The sequence below is a fragment of the Proteus vulgaris genome (assembly GCF_023100685.1).
Lineage (GTDB): Bacteria > Pseudomonadota > Gammaproteobacteria > Enterobacterales > Enterobacteriaceae > Proteus.
The window spans coordinates 101,374-119,636 of record NZ_CP090064.1 but is presented as its reverse complement, the minus strand read 5'-3'; the positions used below and the strand labels follow the sequence as shown (position 1 = coordinate 119,636).

At 41.0% G+C, this 18,263-nt stretch carries 13 protein-coding genes, 1 rRNA gene and 1 riboswitch; of the genes, 3 read left to right on the top strand and 11 right to left on the bottom strand.

Translation table 11 applies throughout. The annotated features are described in order from the left end of the window. Positions 1-75: 75 nt before the first annotated feature. From LW139_RS00535 to btuB, 3 genes are all read right to left on the bottom strand, one after another. Positions 76-1,618 (bottom strand): 16S ribosomal RNA (locus LW139_RS00535). Between the two features lie 398 nt (positions 1,619-2,016). Further along, the gene (gene murI, locus LW139_RS00530; protein WP_166539350.1) at positions 2,017-2,883 is read right to left on the bottom strand and encodes a glutamate racemase; all 867 of its coding nucleotides are present in this window, start codon (positions 2,881-2,883) and stop codon (positions 2,017-2,019) included. Further along, positions 2,828-4,696 carry a TonB-dependent vitamin B12 receptor BtuB gene (gene btuB, locus LW139_RS00525; RefSeq protein ID WP_166539349.1) on the bottom strand — a complete coding sequence of 623 codons (1,869 nt, stop codon included), beginning with the start codon at positions 4,694-4,696 and terminating at the stop codon, positions 2,828-2,830. The genes murI and btuB overlap by 56 nt, the downstream gene beginning before the upstream one ends. Positions 4,697-4,765: 69 nt before the next feature. Beyond that, positions 4,766-4,973, bottom strand: a riboswitch (cobalamin riboswitch). Between the two features lie 112 nt (positions 4,974-5,085). On the opposite strand from btuB, the gene trmA reads away from it, so the two are divergent. After that, on the top strand, positions 5,086-6,183 hold the full coding sequence (gene trmA, locus LW139_RS00520) for a tRNA (uridine(54)-C5)-methyltransferase TrmA (protein WP_166539348.1): 1,098 nt from the start codon (positions 5,086-5,088) through the stop codon (positions 6,181-6,183). A 123-nt stretch (positions 6,184-6,306) separates the two neighbouring features. Here the strand turns inward: trmA and LW139_RS00515 are convergent, their stop codons facing one another. Then, positions 6,307-6,708, bottom strand: a complete 402-nt coding sequence (locus tag LW139_RS00515; RefSeq protein WP_036933245.1) for a YijD family membrane protein — start codon at positions 6,706-6,708, stop codon at positions 6,307-6,309. Then, entirely contained in the window at positions 6,708-7,394 is a 687-nt protein-coding gene (gene fabR / locus LW139_RS00510) for an HTH-type transcriptional repressor FabR (RefSeq protein WP_072070605.1), read from the bottom strand. Before fabR ends, LW139_RS00515 begins: the two co-directional genes overlap by 1 nt. 199 nt (positions 7,395-7,593) lie before the next feature. Between fabR and sthA the strand changes: the two genes are divergently transcribed. After that, positions 7,594-8,991: a Si-specific NAD(P)(+) transhydrogenase gene (gene sthA / locus LW139_RS00505; protein WP_247850498.1), complete on the top strand. Its 1,398-nt coding sequence runs from the start codon at positions 7,594-7,596 to the stop codon at positions 8,989-8,991. On the opposite strand, the gene oxyR is transcribed toward sthA, so the two are convergent. The 5 genes from oxyR to argC all read right to left on the bottom strand — a co-directional run bounded on the left by oxyR (position 8,983) and on the right by argC (position 14,695). Then, positions 8,983-9,900 carry a DNA-binding transcriptional regulator OxyR gene (gene oxyR, locus LW139_RS00500; RefSeq protein WP_075672972.1) on the bottom strand — a complete coding sequence of 306 codons (918 nt, stop codon included), beginning with the start codon at positions 9,898-9,900 and terminating at the stop codon, positions 8,983-8,985. The two genes, sthA and oxyR, sit on opposite strands and share 9 nt — an antisense overlap. Positions 9,901-10,152: 252 nt before the next feature. Next, positions 10,153-11,535: an argininosuccinate lyase gene (gene argH / locus LW139_RS00495; RefSeq protein WP_166539346.1), complete on the bottom strand. Its 1,383-nt coding sequence runs from the start codon at positions 11,533-11,535 to the stop codon at positions 10,153-10,155. Positions 11,536-11,612: 77 nt separating this feature from the next. Continuing rightward, positions 11,613-12,821, bottom strand: coding sequence for an argininosuccinate synthase (locus LW139_RS00490; protein ID WP_210813703.1), 1,209 nt, complete (start codon positions 12,819-12,821; stop codon positions 11,613-11,615). A 75-nt stretch (positions 12,822-12,896) separates the two neighbouring features. After that, the gene (gene argB / locus LW139_RS00485; protein ID WP_109409927.1) at positions 12,897-13,670 is read right to left on the bottom strand and encodes an acetylglutamate kinase; all 774 of its coding nucleotides are present in this window, start codon (positions 13,668-13,670) and stop codon (positions 12,897-12,899) included. Between the two features lie 20 nt (positions 13,671-13,690). After that, positions 13,691-14,695, bottom strand: a complete 1,005-nt coding sequence (gene argC / locus LW139_RS00480) for an N-acetyl-gamma-glutamyl-phosphate reductase (RefSeq protein WP_109409926.1) — start codon at positions 14,693-14,695, stop codon at positions 13,691-13,693. 100 nt (positions 14,696-14,795) lie between these two features. Between argC and argE the strand changes: the two genes are divergently transcribed. Continuing rightward, positions 14,796-15,959, top strand: coding sequence for an acetylornithine deacetylase (argE, locus tag LW139_RS00475; RefSeq protein ID WP_166539344.1), 1,164 nt, complete (start codon positions 14,796-14,798; stop codon positions 15,957-15,959). A gap of 92 nt (positions 15,960-16,051) precedes the next feature. Here argE and poxB read toward each other — a convergent pair whose 3' ends face one another. Continuing rightward, entirely contained in the window at positions 16,052-17,776 is a 1,725-nt protein-coding gene (gene poxB / locus LW139_RS00470; protein ID WP_166539343.1) for a ubiquinone-dependent pyruvate dehydrogenase, read from the bottom strand. Positions 17,777-18,263: the final 487 nt, after the last annotated feature.

Sequence of the window (18,263 nt, the reverse complement as noted above, 5' to 3'; positions counted from 1 at the left end):
CTTCGCAGACGCGCTTTTGCTCGTTCTTCATCAGACAATCTGTGTGAGCACTACACATAACACGTATCTCTTAGGTAAGGAGGTGATCCAACCGCAGGTTCCCCTACGGTTACCTTGTTACGACTTCACCCCAGTCATGAATCACAAAGTGGTAAGCGCCCTCCCGAAGGTTAAGCTACCTACTTCTTTTGCAACCCACTCCCATGGTGTGACGGGCGGTGTGTACAAGGCCCGGGAACGTATTCACCGTAGCATTCTGATCTACGATTACTAGCGATTCCGACTTCATGGAGTCGAGTTGCAGACTCCAATCCGGACTACGACAGACTTTATGAGTTCCGCTTGCTCTCGCGAGGTCGCTTCTCTTTGTATCTGCCATTGTAGCACGTGTGTAGCCCTACTCGTAAGGGCCATGATGACTTGACGTCATCCCCACCTTCCTCCGGTTTATCACCGGCAGTCTCCTTTGAGTTCCCGCCATCACGCGCTGGCAACAAAGGATAAGGGTTGCGCTCGTTGCGGGACTTAACCCAACATTTCACAACACGAGCTGACGACAGCCATGCAGCACCTGTCTCAGAGTTCCCGAAGGCACTCCTCTATCTCTAAAGGATTCTCTGGATGTCAAGAGTAGGTAAGGTTCTTCGCGTTGCATCGAATTAAACCACATGCTCCACCGCTTGTGCGGGCCCCCGTCAATTCATTTGAGTTTTAACCTTGCGGCCGTACTCCCCAGGCGGTCGATTTAACGCGTTAGCTCCAGAAGCCACGGTTCAAGACCACAACCTCTAAATCGACATCGTTTACAGCGTGGACTACCAGGGTATCTAATCCTGTTTGCTCCCCACGCTTTCGCACCTGAGCGTCAGTCTTTGTCCAGGGGGCCGCCTTCGCCACCGGTATTCCTCCACATCTCTACGCATTTCACCGCTACACATGGAATTCTACCCCCCTCTACAAGACTCTAGCCAACCAGTTTCAGATGCAATTCCCAAGTTAAGCTCGGGGCTTTCACATCTGACTTAATTGACCGCCTGCGTGCGCTTTACGCCCAGTAATTCCGATTAACGCTTGCACCCTCCGTATTACCGCGGCTGCTGGCACGGAGTTAGCCGGTGCTTCTTCTGCGGGTAACGTCAATTGATAAAGGTATTAACTTTATCACCTTCCTCCCCGCTGAAAGTACTTTACAACCCTAAGGCCTTCTTCATACACGCGGCATGGCTGCATCAGGCTTGCGCCCATTGTGCAATATTCCCCACTGCTGCCTCCCGTAGGAGTCTGGGCCGTGTCTCAGTCCCAGTGTGGCTGATCATCCTCTCAGACCAGCTAGAGATCGTCGCCTAGGTGAGCCATTACCTCACCTACTAGCTAATCCCATATGGGTTCATCCGATAGCGCAAGGTCCGAAGAGCCCCTGCTTTGGTCCGTAGACGTCATGCGGTATTAGCCACCGTTTCCAGTAGTTATCCCCCTCTATCGGGCAGATCCCCATACATTACTCACCCGTCCGCCGCTCGTCAGCAAGAAAGCAAGCTTTCTCCTGTTACCGCTCGACTTGCATGTGTTAGGCCTGCCGCCAGCGTTCAATCTGAGCCATGATCAAACTCTTCAATTAAAAGTGTTTGATGCTCAAAGAAATCGAAAACTTAGCTATTCATAAATGAATTTACTTTTGTTGTTCACTCTTCAAGACTTGATACATCTAATATTTTAGAAGATATCGTCTCTGCGAGTGCCCACACAGATTGTCTGATAATTTGTTAAAGAGCAGTGCAACATTTGCTGCCGTTTCCGGTCTTCCGCGTTGTTGCGAGGAGGTGCATTCTACATCTTCCTCATTCAGTGTCAAGCGTTTATTTTCAAGGCTTTTCACTTTTTTTCTTTGTTCTCTCGGCTAACTCACTTAGCGTGGTTTGCCGTGACAACGAGGGCGCATTATAGGGAGTTTTGTGAAGCTGGCAACACTTTTTTTGAGTTTTTTTACTGACCGTTGAATTTTCCACCAAATTTCACTTAAAGCGCCAGTTTTCTGAGCGATTCAAAGCCAAAACTTGCTAAAACAGGTTTTAGCAATTCGCTATTCTCATCTTCTTTTAGACAATAAGCGAAACTAATTTCATTTGAACCTTTTATTTTCGCTTGATTTACGACCAACCACGCAGTTCTTCGTGCAATTGCAGCCCCAGAATCGATAATTCGTGTGCCATCAGGTAAAACAGAAAGAAGCTCGTCTGCTAATAAAGGGAAATGAGTACAACCTAATACTACCGTATCTGGTGGCTCTTTCATTTTTAGCCAAGGTGTAAGAATTTTACGAAGCTCATCTAGAGAAACTTCTTCACCATGAAGTTTTCTTTCTGCTAGTTCCACCAGCTCGGCTGAACCTAAAGAGTGAACTTTGCAATCAGTTGCAAAGCGCTCTATCAATTCATGGGTATAAGGACGTTTAACTGTTGCTCTTGTCGCTAATAATCCAACCACCCCATTACATGTTAATTTAGCAGCGGGCTTAATAGCAGGAACAACTCCCACAATAGGAATATCAGTAAACTTTGCACGTAAAGCCGGAAGGCTTACAGTACTAGCGGTATTACAGGCAATAACAATTGCTGCGAGAAAGTGCTTCTCAGCAACCGCGCTAATGATATGAACAACACGGTCAATAATGAATTCCTGTGATTTTTCACCATAAGGGAAAGCTTCATTATCAAAAACATAGATATAGTGAGCATCCGGTAATTTTTCACGGATCTCACGATAAACAGATAAACCGCCAACCCCTGAATCAAAAACTAATACAGTAGGGTTAGCGGTAAGTTGTGCATCAGAAGTTGTAGCTTCCTGTGAGGAAGTATTCACGTCCTGGCGTGCGATAGCCATAAGCTGTCTCATAATCTTTATCAAACAGGTTGGCTATTCTACCACGAATTGAGAGATGTGATGTAATAGGATATGACGCAGTTAAGTCCCAAATACTCACTCCACCTAAAGAAACATTCTCATACGTGCCGTAATCTTTATCTGTACGTTGACCGATATATTGGTAAGTCACTCCCATATCGAGTTTCTCAACTTGCCAATCAAGTTGATATTTCAACTGTTGACGAGCGCGACGATCAAGACGTTGATGTGTTTCTTTATTTCTTGCATCTATATATTGAAGGTTAAAGGTATGATGAAAAATCCACGTATCCATTTCCCCTGTAAATTCCACGCCTTTAATTAATGCCTTTCCAACATTGTAATTACGATATGGGTAGTTCGATTCACTTTGGATCAACGAATCAACATCATTACGATATGCAGTTAATCGCCACTCTAAAGGCCCTGTTAATCCTTCAAAGCCCCCTTCCCACTGTTTACTCTTTTCGGGTTGTAAGTTTGGATTACTTCCCCATTCACTATAAAGTTGCATCAGTGTTGGTGCTTTAAATGCCGTACCATAACCACCAATCACACGATAGCCATCGACAAATTCCCAACCTAAGTTAGTTTGCCAAGTGGTATGCCAACCATATTCAGAGTGTTTATCTGAACGCACTGAAGCTTCAGCGATAATCTCACCTAACTTTTGCTGTCCTGTTAGATATAAGCCGGTATTGTCGAAGTGTTCTTTATTAGGAAATCCACTAGAGCCTGCTTTAATAGATTGGCGTTGCCAATCAACACCTCCACCGATACTGCCATTTTCTAATAAAAGGTGATTACCCCACTGCACGTTATATTGTTCAGAGTTAGTAAAACGACTTCCTTTACCATAGCGACCATAACGTGGATCATAGTCATAATCTTTGGTGTAGTTATAGCTGGTATTGAAAGAAGAAGAGTAGTTATCACGATGGAACTTCACTCCGCCATCATAGGTACGGCTAAATAGTGCTCTTGTATCCGTTAAGATATCGTTACCACTGTCATAATAAGCATCATAAGCGGTGCGATTATCAAAACCATAAGCGCGTGCATATAAAGAAACGTCATCGTTAATATCGTGATTAACCCCTAACCACAACGATTTGTTCATAAATCCATCGCGATCAGGTTGTGGATGCCCACCGGTATTCCCATTGGCTTCTACATCATAGCCTTTGGTATAGAGATAACTGCCCGCCGCTGTTAATGTCGTTCTATCTCCAACTTTCTGTTTTACAGAGCCATCATATTCTTGATAACCATGAGAACCCATTGTGGCATTAAGCGTTCCTCCTTCCGTTTTTCTTTCTGTCAGGATATTAATCACTCCGCCAATTGCATCTGAACCATAAACAGAAGAACGAGGCCCTCTTATATATTCAATACGTTGAACAAGAGAAAGGGGAATTTGGCTAATATCAGAGCTACCAGACACATTAGCCTGATTTAAACGCACACCATCCACTAAGATCAGTACATGTCGAGATTCAGTGCCACGTACATAAATAGAACTCATCTGCCCTATTCCACCATTTTGCCCCACATCAATACCCGGCATTCTGCGTAATACATCAATCACACTATTACTCTGCCAGCGATCAATCTGTTCACGTTCAACAACGGTGATAGGTGCTAAAATAGAAGAGTTCGGCTCTTGAAAGCGGTTTGCTGTCACACTTAATGTATCGCTGTTATTAGCAAACGCACCAAAACTGCTCACCATTACACTCAAAGCCACACTCGAAGCTATACTTGAAATAAAGAAAACTTTTTTATTATTCATGAAAATCTGCATCCAACAGAATAAGTAGCAGGATGCCGCCAAAATTAAATAAAGCGCGTATTTAATTTAAGATGCGACAGGTCTTCGGCAGGTCTTCGGACTCTAGGTTAAATAAACAATTTTGTGTATTTAAGATAATGACTTCCCACCGCACTTATATGGGTGCTTTGCAGTGTCTTTTATTATCCTTGATCCTATTACCGCTGCGCGTCAGTTCTGGCTTTGCACCAGATTCCCTTTTCACTCCTATAAGGAGGCCGAACAACTATGCTACGATTTCAACTCCACTGAGTCCAGAAATTGAACATGAAGAATACTGGACATCTTCATGAGGATCTCTACAATTTCGCTCGCTTAACTTTATTACGGCCAAAAAAAGGCGAGATACCATGCAGAATTCATTACCAACGCAAACATATCAGTCTCAACTGAATGAAAAAACACAACGTCTACAAACGATGATGGCTCCTTTTAATGCGCCTGATGCAGAGGTTTTTTCATCACCAGAACAGCATTATCGTATGCGTGCGGAATTCCGTATCTGGCATGAAGAAGATTCTCTCTATCATATTATGTTTGACCAAGAGACTAAGCAGCGTATTCGTGTTGACCAATTTCCCGTAGCCAGCCAGCTTATTAATAAAATGATGGTTGCTTTGTTGGCAGAAATAAAAGATAAGCCAACACTTAGAAAGAAACTATTTCAGATTGATTATCTTTCTACGTTGAGTAATAAAATTATTGTCTCTTTGCTGTATCACAAAAAAATTGATGAAACTTGGCAACAAGAAGCGCAAGCATTACGCCAGACCTTAATTGTCCAAGGCTTTGATGTACAGTTAATCGGTCGTGCATATAAAACAAAAATTATGCTCGATAACGATTTTATTGATGAAGTGTTACCTGTCGCGGGTAAAGAGATGATTTATCGCCAAGTTGAAAATAGCTTCACGCAACCTAATGCTCAGGTCAATATTAAAATGTTGGAATGGGCATTAAAGGCAACAGAAAACGCGAAAGGTGATCTGCTTGAATTGTATTGCGGTAATGGCAACTTTTCATTAGCGCTTGCACGTAATTTTGAGCGAGTGCTGGCAACAGAAATTGCAAAGCCATCTGTTCATGCGGCGCAATACAACATAGCAATGAACCACATTGATAATGTAAAAATTATTCGTATGTCTGCGGAAGATTTTACACAAGCAATGAATGGGGTAAGAGAATTTAAACGTCTTGAAGGGATTGATTTAAAAGATTATCAATGTGAAACCATTTTTGTCGATCCACCTCGTAGTGGTTTAGATGAGAAAACTGTAGAGCTGGTTAAAACTTACCCTAGTATTTTATACATTTCTTGTAACCCAGAAACATTGTGTCAAAATTTAGAAACCCTAATAAAAACACATAAAATCAGCAAATTAGCTTTATTCGATCAATTTCCATACACCCATCATATGGAATGTGGTGTGTTATTAGAAAAAAGATAACTGCTTATTTCTCTTCTTAGAGTAAAAAATCCTTTAATAACGCGAATAAAAACAAAAACACCAGCAAGATAACTTGCTGGTGTCAAAATTTCGCTGTGTTTACAACAAAGAGATAAGTACAGACTAGTACTGTTCTGCTTGTGATGCTCTTTCAGCTTCTTCAGCCTGTAGGCGTAAGCGTTGGCGCTGTTTAAATTGACGATAAATCCACAACGCAACAATAACAATACAAACAGAAGAGAAAAAGTTTGAACCCCATTCAGGGTTAACGGTTCTGGTGTAAGCGTTATAACCGAATAAGCCTAGTAAAAAGAATGAAAAAATCAGCTTAGGCATACCATCGGTCATAGGTTGATTTAAATAACGCTGATATAAACAGTAAACTGCCAAGATTAAACTGATTAGTGGGAAAACTGACCACGTCTCAATAAATGAATTAAAAAAACTCGAATAAGTACCATGTAAAGCGACACCAATGACTGTGGCAAGTAATAGCGTGCTTTTTTCACAGCGATTTTGTTCCATCATTTGTCTCCTTTCTGATGCGTTTTTTTCTTTATTTCTGGGTTATCTTGTAGAGGTGTTTGCGTCTCTTGCTCACGTCGATACCAATAATAAGCACCTTTAGCAATCATACGCAGTTGTAAAACTAATCTTTCTTCTAATTGTTGACGCTTTTCAATATCAATATCCAGTGCTTCTGCGCCTGCACTAAATACAATAGTGACCATTGCTTCAGATTGCATTTCTGTAAAATAACGTGGCATATGACTTTCTTGCTCAAGGTAGTCTGCCAGTTCTGCAATAAAATGTTGGATCTCTCGTGCGACTGCGGCACGAAATTCTGCTGAAGTCCCAGAACGTTCACGTAATAATAATCGAAACGCATTAGGGTTATTACCAATGAATTCCATAAAAGTAGCTACTGATGTTCTGATAACACTGCCACCTTTCGCAATGCGTTGACGTGCTTGTCGCATTAATTGACGTAACATCAATCCACTTTCATCAACCATTGTCAGCCCAAGCTCATCCACATCTTTAAAATGACGATAAAATGAGGTAGGCGCAATACCAGCTTCTCTAGCCACTTCTCGTAAGCTTAAGCTAGTAAAGCTACGCTCAGCACTCAGTTGGCTAAAAGCAGCTTCAATTAAAGAGCGACGGGTTTTTTCTTTTTGTTTAGCTCTGATGCCAATATTATTACTCACAGAAATCCTGATAATCCTAATTTGGTTTATGCTCAATATATCAAACTTTGTTAAAAAAGCAGTGCGTACAATCATCTCTAAAGACACATTCTCATAAAAACTCAACAAAGTGTGACTAATGCCCTTAATGTCAATTGGGCTATTATTCATTCTAATGTTAATATAGCGTTGTCGGTTTGTATAAAACAGGTCTCTTCCTATGCAACATTCTCATTTCGATGCCATTGTTATCGGTTCAGGTCCTGGCGGTGAAGGCGCGGCCATGGGGCTTGTTAAACAAGGAAAACGCGTCGCAGTTATAGAACGTTATAACAAAGTTGGTGGTGGCTGTACGCATTGGGGTACTATTCCCTCCAAAGCCCTACGCCATGCAGTAAGTCGCATTATCGAGTTTAATCAAAACCCACTTTATAGCGACCAATCTCGTCTTATTAACTCCTCTTTTTCTCAAATACTTCGTCAAGCCAGCACCGTGATTAGTCAGCAGACTAAAATGCGTCAAGGTTTCTACGAACGCAATAACTGTACAATGTATTCGGGTGAAGCGGCATTTATTGACGAACACAGGATCAGCGTACGTTACCCTGATGGTACTTGCGATATTCTCTCTGCTGATAGCTTTATTATTGCAACGGGCTCTCGCCCTTATTGCCCACCGGATGTCGATTTCTCTCATTCTCGTATTTATAACAGTGACACTATTCTCGATTTAGAGCATGAGCCTCACCATGTCATTATTTATGGCGCAGGTGTCATTGGTTGTGAATATGCCTCTATCTTTAGAGGATTAAGAGTAAAAGTAGACTTAATCAATACTCGTGATCACCTATTGTCTTTCCTTGATCAAGAGATGTCTGATGCACTTTCTTATCACTTCTGGAATAACGGTATTGTTATTCGTCATAATGAAGAATACGAAAGCATTGAAGGTGTCGATGATGGTGTTATTGTTCACCTAAAATCAGGTAAAAAAGTCAAAGCAGATTGCCTACTCTACGCAAACGGCCGAACAGGAAATACAGACACTCTAGGCTTAGAAAACGTCGGTATTAAAACCGATAGTCGTGGACTCGTTTCTGTTAATGCCCACTACCAAACCAGTTGTAAACACATTTATGCTGTAGGTGATGTCATTGGTTATCCAAGTCTAGCTTCAGCTGCTTATGATCAAGGTCGTATTGCGGCTTTGGCAATCACAACGGGAAAATCAGAAACACACTTGATTGAAGATATTCCAACTGGGATCTACACCATTCCTGAAATTAGTTCTGTAGGTAAAACAGAGCAACAACTCACTGCAATGAAGATCCCTTATGAAGTGGGTCGTTCTCAGTTTAAACATCTGGCAAGAGCACAAATAGCAGGTATGAATGTGGGGAGTTTAAAAATTCTCTTCCACCGTGAAACCAAGCAAATTTTAGGTATTCACTGCTTCGGTGAACGTGCTGCAGAAATTATTCATATCGGCCAAGCGATTATGGAACAAAAAGGTGAAGGTAATACTATCGAATATTTCGTTAATACGACCTTCAACTATCCAACAATGGCAGAAGCCTATCGTGTTGCTGCACTTAATGGTTTAAACCGCTTATTTTAATGCGTTTTGTTTTTCTGCATAAAATGCGGTCATATGTTCACGGATTGTCTCTGCTAACTGCTCATAACGATTACGCAAAGGCGATCCGGGACGATAGACTAAGATAATAGAACGTGATGGATTTGGATCTGTACATTCTAAGTAACAAACTCCATCACGTTTTTGCTCTTGAGGTACTGATAAATCAGGTAATAGGGTTATTCCACTACCAGCAGCGACCATATTACGTAATGTCTCTAAACTCGTTGCTCTAAAATGAGTATCTTCTTTTGCGCCCGCTTGAAAGCAGAATCCTAACGCTTGATCCCGTAAACAGTGCCCATCTTCTAGCATCAATAAACGTTGTCCCGCTAAGTCGCCCATTGGCACAGACTCACGTTCATGCCACGGATGCCCTTCATAAATCGCTAATTTCATTGGCTCTTCAAATAAAGGAACTTCAATAAACGGCGCACTCTCTTTAACCATTGCTAAAATTGCACAATCAAGCTTTCCACTATCTAATTGAGCTAATAAGCTATGAGTTTGTGCTTCATGAAGGTACATCTCTAACTTAGGATAGTTTTTATGTAACTCAGGGATAATATGAGGCAACAAATAAGGACCGACAGTAGGGATCAGCCCGATATGTAAAGGCCCTGCCATACTTTCGCCTTGCAATGAAGCCATTTCTTGTAGCACTTTGACTTCACGTAGAACAGTTTTCGCTTGATCCACCAGCAACAAACCTTGTTGCGTAAACAGAACCTTACGGCTAGTTCGTTCAAGCAACATTACACCCAATTCATCTTCAAGCTTACGAATTTGACCACTTAATGTTGGCTGACTCACATGGCAAGAATCTGCCGCACGACGAAAATGTTTATGCTCAGCTAGAGCCACCAGATATTCCAAGTCACGGATATTCATTGCAGATCCCACATTTATTGCTGATAGTTAATGTCTATAGATAATATAGTAACTGATAAATTTTTCTATCAGTCGAATGTTATTCTGTCTCTCTTTTTTGATATTTTCTTAATAAATAAATCTAATTACTTCATATTCTAAAGAATTCAAGATGAGCATAGATATTATCGGCAATTCAAAATAAAAAAACAGGGCAATAAATACCCTGTTCTTATGGAATAACAGTAAGTTGTCTTAAATAAACTCTTTTTTTTATTTATCCATACTGAGTGTTTCTTTTGCTTTTTCTATCGCACAAGCGACCTGTTTTTGAGAAACGCCCCCTTTTGCAAGACGTTTATCTAAACATGATTGAAGTGATAAAATATCGTACACATCAATCATGATTTTATCGTTAAACATCTGTAATTCAGAAAGAGGAAGTTCTTCAATTGCTTTACCTTGCTCAATGGCACAAACAACCACTTCACCCACAATATGGTGCGCTTCACGAAATGGCACGCCTTTAGCAACAAGATAATCTGCCAGTTCAGTAGCATTAGCATAACCTTGTTTAGCGGCTTCTTCACAGCGAGAACGACGAATTTGAATGCCATCAAGAACTAATGTTGCCATATGCAAACAATCAGACCATGTATCAATAGCGTCAAACAGCCCTTCTTTATCCTCTTGCATATCTTTATTGTAAGCTAAAGGCAGACCTTTTAAGGTCATCATCATGCCCGTTAATGCACCTTGTACTCGTCCACATTTTCCACGGATAAGCTCAAGTGCATCTGGATTTTTCTTTTGAGGCATTAACGATGAGCCTGAGGTCACTTTGTCTGATAATTCAATAAAGCCCGCTTCACCACTATTAAAGAAAATAAGATCTTCTGCAAAACGAGATAAATGCACCATCCCAATAGATGCGCAAGATAATAGCTCCAATACATGATCACGGTCAGATACACTGTCTAGACTATTGTTAGTTGCACTCGCAAAACCTAACCATCCCGCTAATTGTTCACGATCGATATCATAAGCTGTGCCTGCTAATGCACCGCATCCCAACGGACTGATATCCAAACGTTTCAAAGCATCAGCTAAACGGCTTTCATCTCTGGCTAACATTTCATTGTAGGCCAAACACCAGTGTGCGAATGTTACTGGTTGAGCGCGTTGTAAATGGGTATAACCCGGCATCACTGCATTTTGATTTTGTTCTGCGGTAATAACTAAAGCTTTTTGTAGCTCAACAATCGCTTGGCGAAGATGAATGACCTCTTCTTTGCACCATAGTTTTAAGTCTGTTGCGACCTGATCATTACGGCTACGACCTGTATGTAATTTTTTACCTAAATCACCGACTTTGGCAATAAGCTTACTTTCAACCCAACTATGAATATCTTCTGCATCACTTTGTAAAATAGATTGTGGGTTTGCTGTTACTTCTTCTGATAATTCATTTAAAGCTTGCTCAAGTTGAGCTTGTTCATCTTGCGATAATACACCCACTGTGACTAACGCTTTAGACCAAGCTACTGAGCCAAAGATATCCTGTTGTGCCAGTCGAAAATCAAACCGCAGTGAATCATTGAATTGTTTAAACCGTTGATCAGCTTCCTGACTAAAACGTCCACCCCAGAGTGCCATAATCGCTTCCTGTATTTATTCTGTGTAATAAAAGAGAGTAAGAGTGATGCGTGTTAGCACCACTCTATTGCCTTACGTTATTTCTTGCTCAGTGCACGAATACGTGATGGCAGGGAATACAAACGGATAAAACCTTCAGCATGACTGTGATCGTAAACTTCATCTTCACCAAAGGTTGCAAATTCCTCAGAGTACAGGCTATTTTCTGATTTTTTCTGAATGGCATTCACATGGCCTTTATAAAGCTCTAAAACCACTTCGCCATTCACATCTTTTGCCAGCGATTCCGCAGCCGCTTGTAGTGAAGCACGGATTGGCGTAAACCAACGACCGTCATAGGCTACATACGACATCTCTAAACCGAGTTGTTGACGCCATTTAAACGCATCCCTATCAAGAACTAGTTGCTCAACACCACGCAGAGCAGCCATCATGATAGTGCCCCCTGGAGTTTCATAGCAGCCACGAGATTTCATTCCCACTAAACGGTTTTCAACAATATCAATACGTCCGATACCGTGCTTAACACCTAATGTATTTAATGTATCTAAACACTCAAAAGGTGATTGTGTTTTACCGTTTACAGCGACAACTTCACCCGCTTTAACTGTAACAGTGACTAATTCTGGTGTTTCTGGTGCTTTCTTAGGATCGACAGTCCATGCCCAACAATCTTCATTTGATGCATTCCATGGGCTTTCTAATACACCACCTTCCGTTGAGATATGCCATGCGTTTTCATCGCGGCTATAAATTTTCTCAAGTGTAGCCGTAGTGGGAATATTACGGACTTTCAGATAATCCAGCAGTGCTTCACGAGAACGTAAATCCCACTCTCTCCAAGGCGCGACGACTTTTAGTTGCGGAGCAAGAGCTGCATAGGTGCTTTCAAAACGAACCTGATCGTTACCTTTACCCGTTGCGCCATGAGCAACAGCATCAGCACCTAATTTTAATGCCAATTCTACCTGAGCTTTAGCAATAACTGGACGTGCCATTGAAGTACCTAATAAATAGCTACCTTCATATAAAGCACCGGTTTTTAACACAGGATAAACATAGTCTTTGATAAACTCTTCACGTAAATCAACGACGTAACACTCAGATGCTCCTGACGCTAACGCTTTCTGTTCTACGCCAACTAAATCATCACGGCTTTGCCCAACATCAGCAACAAAAGCAACAACTTCACAGTTATCGTAATGCTCTTTTAACCAAGGAATGATCGCCGAAGTATCTAATCCGCCTGAGTACGCTAGTACGATTTTCTTAATACCTTTAGTCATAGTGATAACCTTCAATTCCTAATTTGTTTAAATTCAGCCAACTATCAAATAGTGATAAGATTTATAGAGTCATTTTTAAGCTAAAATACGGGTGCCTACTGCAACACCATTAAACAGTGCGGTTAGTTTTTCAGCATGGCGCCAACTGGCAATTTCAACGGGTCTACCAAGTGTTTTAGCCGCTTCTAACGCTGCATTTACTTTCACAATCATGCCGTCAGTGATAATGCCTTGATCAATTAATGTCTGTGCTTTTTCGGCTGACATCTCTGCTATCTTTTGACCTTTACCATCTAAAATGCCACTAACATCTGAAAGCAACACTAAATCAGCACCCAATGTTTCTGCGATAGCGGTTGCAGCTTGGTCTGCATTGACATTCATCAGCTCACCTTTCTCAGTCATACCGATAGAGCTGATAATAGGTAGATAGCCTGCCCCCAGTAATAAATTAAGTAAATCTGGAGAGCCGGGAGTTGCATTTCCTACATGGCCTAACTCTTCATTAATTTGAGTGACTTTTGCTAATTGCCCATCACCCAAAGAAAGCCCCACCCCATTAAGCCCAAACTGAGTTGCCCACGATAACAAGGTTTTATTGGCACTTCCGGCCAATGCTCCTGTGATGATATCTATCTGATCAGCGGGTGTAACACGCAGGCCTTGCTTTTTCACGACAGGTAATTGCAATTTACCCATCAATTCATCCACCAAACAGCCACCACCATGTACGATGACCAAAGGGCGAGAGTGTGTTGAACGATATTGTTGTAATGCGGTGAAAAAACGTGTTAGCGCTTCTTCGTTATCAAGGAGTACACCACCCAGTTTGATAATTAATGGTTCCATGAAACTTCCCTACTCATTATTTAAATAAGTGATTCGGTTTCAGCGAAACCAAACCGAATATTCATACATTGCACCGCCTGCGCTGCGGCCCCTTTTAACAAGTTATCTTCAACACCTACTACAATCAGATGTTCGCCTTGTTGAGCAAACCCGATATCACAAAATGCAGTTCCTACCACGGCTTTTAATGCAGGTAATCCTTTGTCATAAACACGCACTAATGGCTTGTCTTGATAAGCTTCATCAAAGACTTGTCTGATTTTCTCTTGTGTCACGCCTGCTTTTAACTTACAGGTGATAGTGGCTAAGATCCCTCTGGCAAAATTGCCTAAGTGGGGGGTGAAAATCACATCAATGCCCAGATGTGTTGCAATCTCAGGTTGATGACGATGAGTAAACACACCGTAAGGTTGCAAACTCACTTCACAAAAACTGCTGGTTAAAGAGGCTTTTCTACCCGCACCACTTACACCGCTGGTGGCATTAATGACTGGCCATTGCGCGGTATCTAACAGTCCCGCTTCCACTAAGGGTTTTAATGACAACTGAGATACCGTTGGATAACAACCCGGCACAGCAATTAATTGCGCCTGACTGATAATGTCAGCATTCCATTCAGCTAATCCATACACTGCCTGTGATAACCAATCTGTATTCTTATGCTCGAATCCATAGTATTGTTGATAAAAATGCTTGTTTTGTACTCGATAGGCACCCGATAAGTCGAACACCACACAACCTTGCTCTAAAAAAATCGGGGCAATATCATGGCTGACCTCATGGGCTGTTGCTAAAAAAACGATATCAATATTTTCAGCCGCTTTAACAACATCAACCATTGGCTCTAAAGGGAGATCCACTAAGCCACGATATTGAGGATGAAGTTCAGAAAAGCGTTTTCCTGCATCTGCACTTTGAGCTGATACCATCAGTCTGCTCAAATTCACATGAGGATGCTGCTGAAGATAGGCGGCTAATTCAGCGCCAGTGTAACCACTTGCTCCTACAATCAGAGTATTTAACATGTCATTCTTACCTTGTACTATGAACACAAACCGATTAATGTATTTTTATTCAAAAAAAGTGCATGAATATTGATACTATTATGAAGAAAGGCTGTCAACAGTGAATATTAAATTACCTACATTTATTGAGATTTATCGTCAATTAATTGCAACGCCCTCTATCAGTGCTACAGATGCTAAGAACGATCAAAGCAACGAATCGCTGATTAATTTGCTTGCTAATTGGTTGGAAACATTAGGTTTTTCAATTGAAATTCAACCTGTACCTGAAACTCGAGGAAAATTTAACCTTTTAGCAACATTAGGAACAGGAAAAGGCGGGTTATTACTCTGTGGTCATACTGACACGGTGCCATTTGATGAAGGTCGTTGGACACAAGATCCTTTTACACTGACAGAAAAAGAAAATAAGTTATACGGCTTAGGCACTGCAGATATGAAAGGCTTTTTTGCTTTTATTCTTGATGCATTACGAGATGTAGATACTAACACGTTAACTCACCCTCTTTATATTCTCGCCACGGCAGATGAAGAAACCTCTATGGCAGGTGCACGTTATTTTGCCGCCAATACAACAATCCGCCCTGATTTTGCCATTATTGGCGAACCAACATCCCTAAAGCCGATTCGTGCTCATAAAGGGCATTTATCAAATGCAATACGCATTACAGGGCAATCAGGACATTCTAGCGATCCAGAAAAAGGGGTGAATGCGATTGAGCTAATGCATGAATCCATTACTCACCTTAGTACACTGCGCGATACGCTAAAAACACGCTATAACAACCCTGCATTTGTTATCCCTTATCCGACCATGAACTTTGGTTATATTAATGGTGGTGATGCAGCAAATCGGATTTGTGCTTGCTGTGAATTACATATGGATATTCGCCCATTGCCCGGGCTTACATTGCAAGATTTAGATGATTTACTACACGAAACATTAGCGCCCGTAAAAGCACGTTGGCCGGGTCGCTTAAATGTTGAAGCGCTACATGATCCTATTCCCGGTTATGAGTGCCCGACCGATCATAAAATGGTTGCAGTCATTGAAAAGTTATTAGGTGAGAAAGCACAAACAGTGAACTACTGTACTGAAGCGCCATTTATTCAAGATCTCTGTCCTACCTTAGTATTAGGCCCAGGTTCAATTGAACAAGCCCACCAGCCTGATGAATTTATTGATATGGCATTTATTGAACCAACTCGTGAATTGATGGGACAATTAATTGAAAACTTCTGTTTAACAGAAAAAACGCAATAATAAAAAACCCTATCGGCTTATGAACTGACCCCAGTTGATAGGGTTTTTATCTTCAATTAATACTCTAAATAATTCGAGTTACGGGTAGGCGATTAGCGTAACCAATTAGTTTTGGCTAGTTGAACAATTTCATCACCTCGACCATTAATAATCGCTTTCATCATATACAAGCTAAAACCTTTTGCCTGTTCAAACTTAATTTCAGGAGGCATAGAAAGCTCTTGTTTTGCAGTTACCACATCCACAATCACGGGGCCATCATGTTCAAAAGCCTCTTTCAGTGCCTTATCCAGATCTTCACCTTTTTCAACGCGAATACCTTTGATACCAGATGCATTAGCAATGGCAGCAAAATCAGGGTTATGCAAATCTGTTCCATCAGTTAAATAACCACCAGCTTTCATCTCCATCGCCACAAAACCTAATACGCTGTTATTAAAAATAATCACTTTCACTGGCAAATTCATTTGCGCTAACGAGATAAAATCGCCCATTAACATGGTGAATCCACCATCACCACACATTGCAACAACTTGGCGTTTTCTATCTAATGCTTGTGCACCAATAGCTTGAGCCATCGCATTTGCCATAGAGCCATGATTAAACGAGCCCAGCAAACGGCGTTTTCCATTCATTCCTACATAACGAGCCGCCCACACTGTTGGTGTTCCGACATCACAGGTAAAAATGGCATCATCATTTGCCAACTCACTCAATTTGCGTGCTAGATATTGTGGATGAATAAGTTCTCGTTCACTTGGTTGTGCAAGTGCATCCAAATCTTGTCGTGCTTTTGCGTAATGTTTCAACGAGGCATCAAGGTGAGAGGTATCTGTTTTCTCTTTTAAACGAGGCTGTATCGCATTTAGTGTTGCTTTAATATCACCAATCATTGCCATATCGACATGACAATGTGAACCGAGGCTGCTTGGATTAATATCGATTTGAATAATATTGGCTTTTGATGGATAAAACGCACGATAAGGAAATTGTGTTCCTAATAGCACCAGTGTATCTGCATTTTCCATCGCATGATAACCTGATGAAAAACCAATTAATCCTGTCATTCCTACACTGTACGGATTTTTCCATTCAATGTGCTCTTTGCCTCGTAATGCATGTACAACAGGTGCTTTTAAAGTTTGAGCCAATTTAATCACTTCATCGTGTGCCTGAGCGCACCCTGCACCACACATTAAAGTAATATTTTTTGCGTTATTCAGTGCATCAGATAATTTTTCGATTTCAAAACGATTAGGCATAACCAGTGGAAACTGCAACGGATACCAATTTTCATGTGCATCTTCTGGAGCCGGTTTTAGCGCAACATCTCCCGGTAAAACCACAACCGCTACCCCTTTTCTCAAAATCGCGGTTCGCATAGCGATAGCGAGAATTTGCGGGATCTGCTCTGGGTTTGAGACTAATTCACAATAATGACTGCATTCACGGAAAAGCTCTTGAGGATGAGTTTCCTGAAAGTAATTGCTACCAATTTCAGCAGAAGGAATATGCGCAGCAATGGCTAGCACAGGAACATGATTACGATGGCAATCAAAAAGTCCATTGATAAGATGTAAATTTCCCGGTCCACAAGAGCCCGCACAAACCGCCAATTCTCCATTGACTGCGGCTTCTGCGCCTGCAGCAAATGCGGCCACTTCTTCATGGCGGGTTCCCATCCACTCAATCGTTCCCATCTTTCGCAAGCTATCACTTAATCCATTGAGAGAATCGCCTGTCACGCCCCAAATACGTTTTACACCTGCATTATGGAGTACTTTAGCAATATAGGTTGCAACTGTTTGCTTACTCATGGTGATGTCTTTCCTCAGTTTTGGGTGAATTGTATCTCTGTGAGCTAAGCCTATTTCCTTGTGTTTTTTGATCTCTGTCCTTCACTTACTTACAGAGAAATTTGTTTCATTAACTCAAATATAAAGAATAACACCAATCACTATAATGTCACTGTCGTGATAAAGTTAGCATCGGTAAAAAATGTAAAAATAAAATATCACTTACAAATACATTCATTAAATTTATAATAATCGCATTAAATAAGAATATATCTCATTAATAACGTATTATTATTTACTAAATAATGGACAAAAGTTATTTATAGGATTATTTTAATAATTAAAATAATTTTTAATTATAGTTTTTTACATCACATCTTTATTAACAATTAAGCTGACTCATTTCAGCCTTACCCACTGTCTTTATTAAAAAATTTAACTTTCTTCTATTTGTTAATAAATTTATCACCATTGTATTATTTCATACTCCATGAAAAAGAGGTATGAA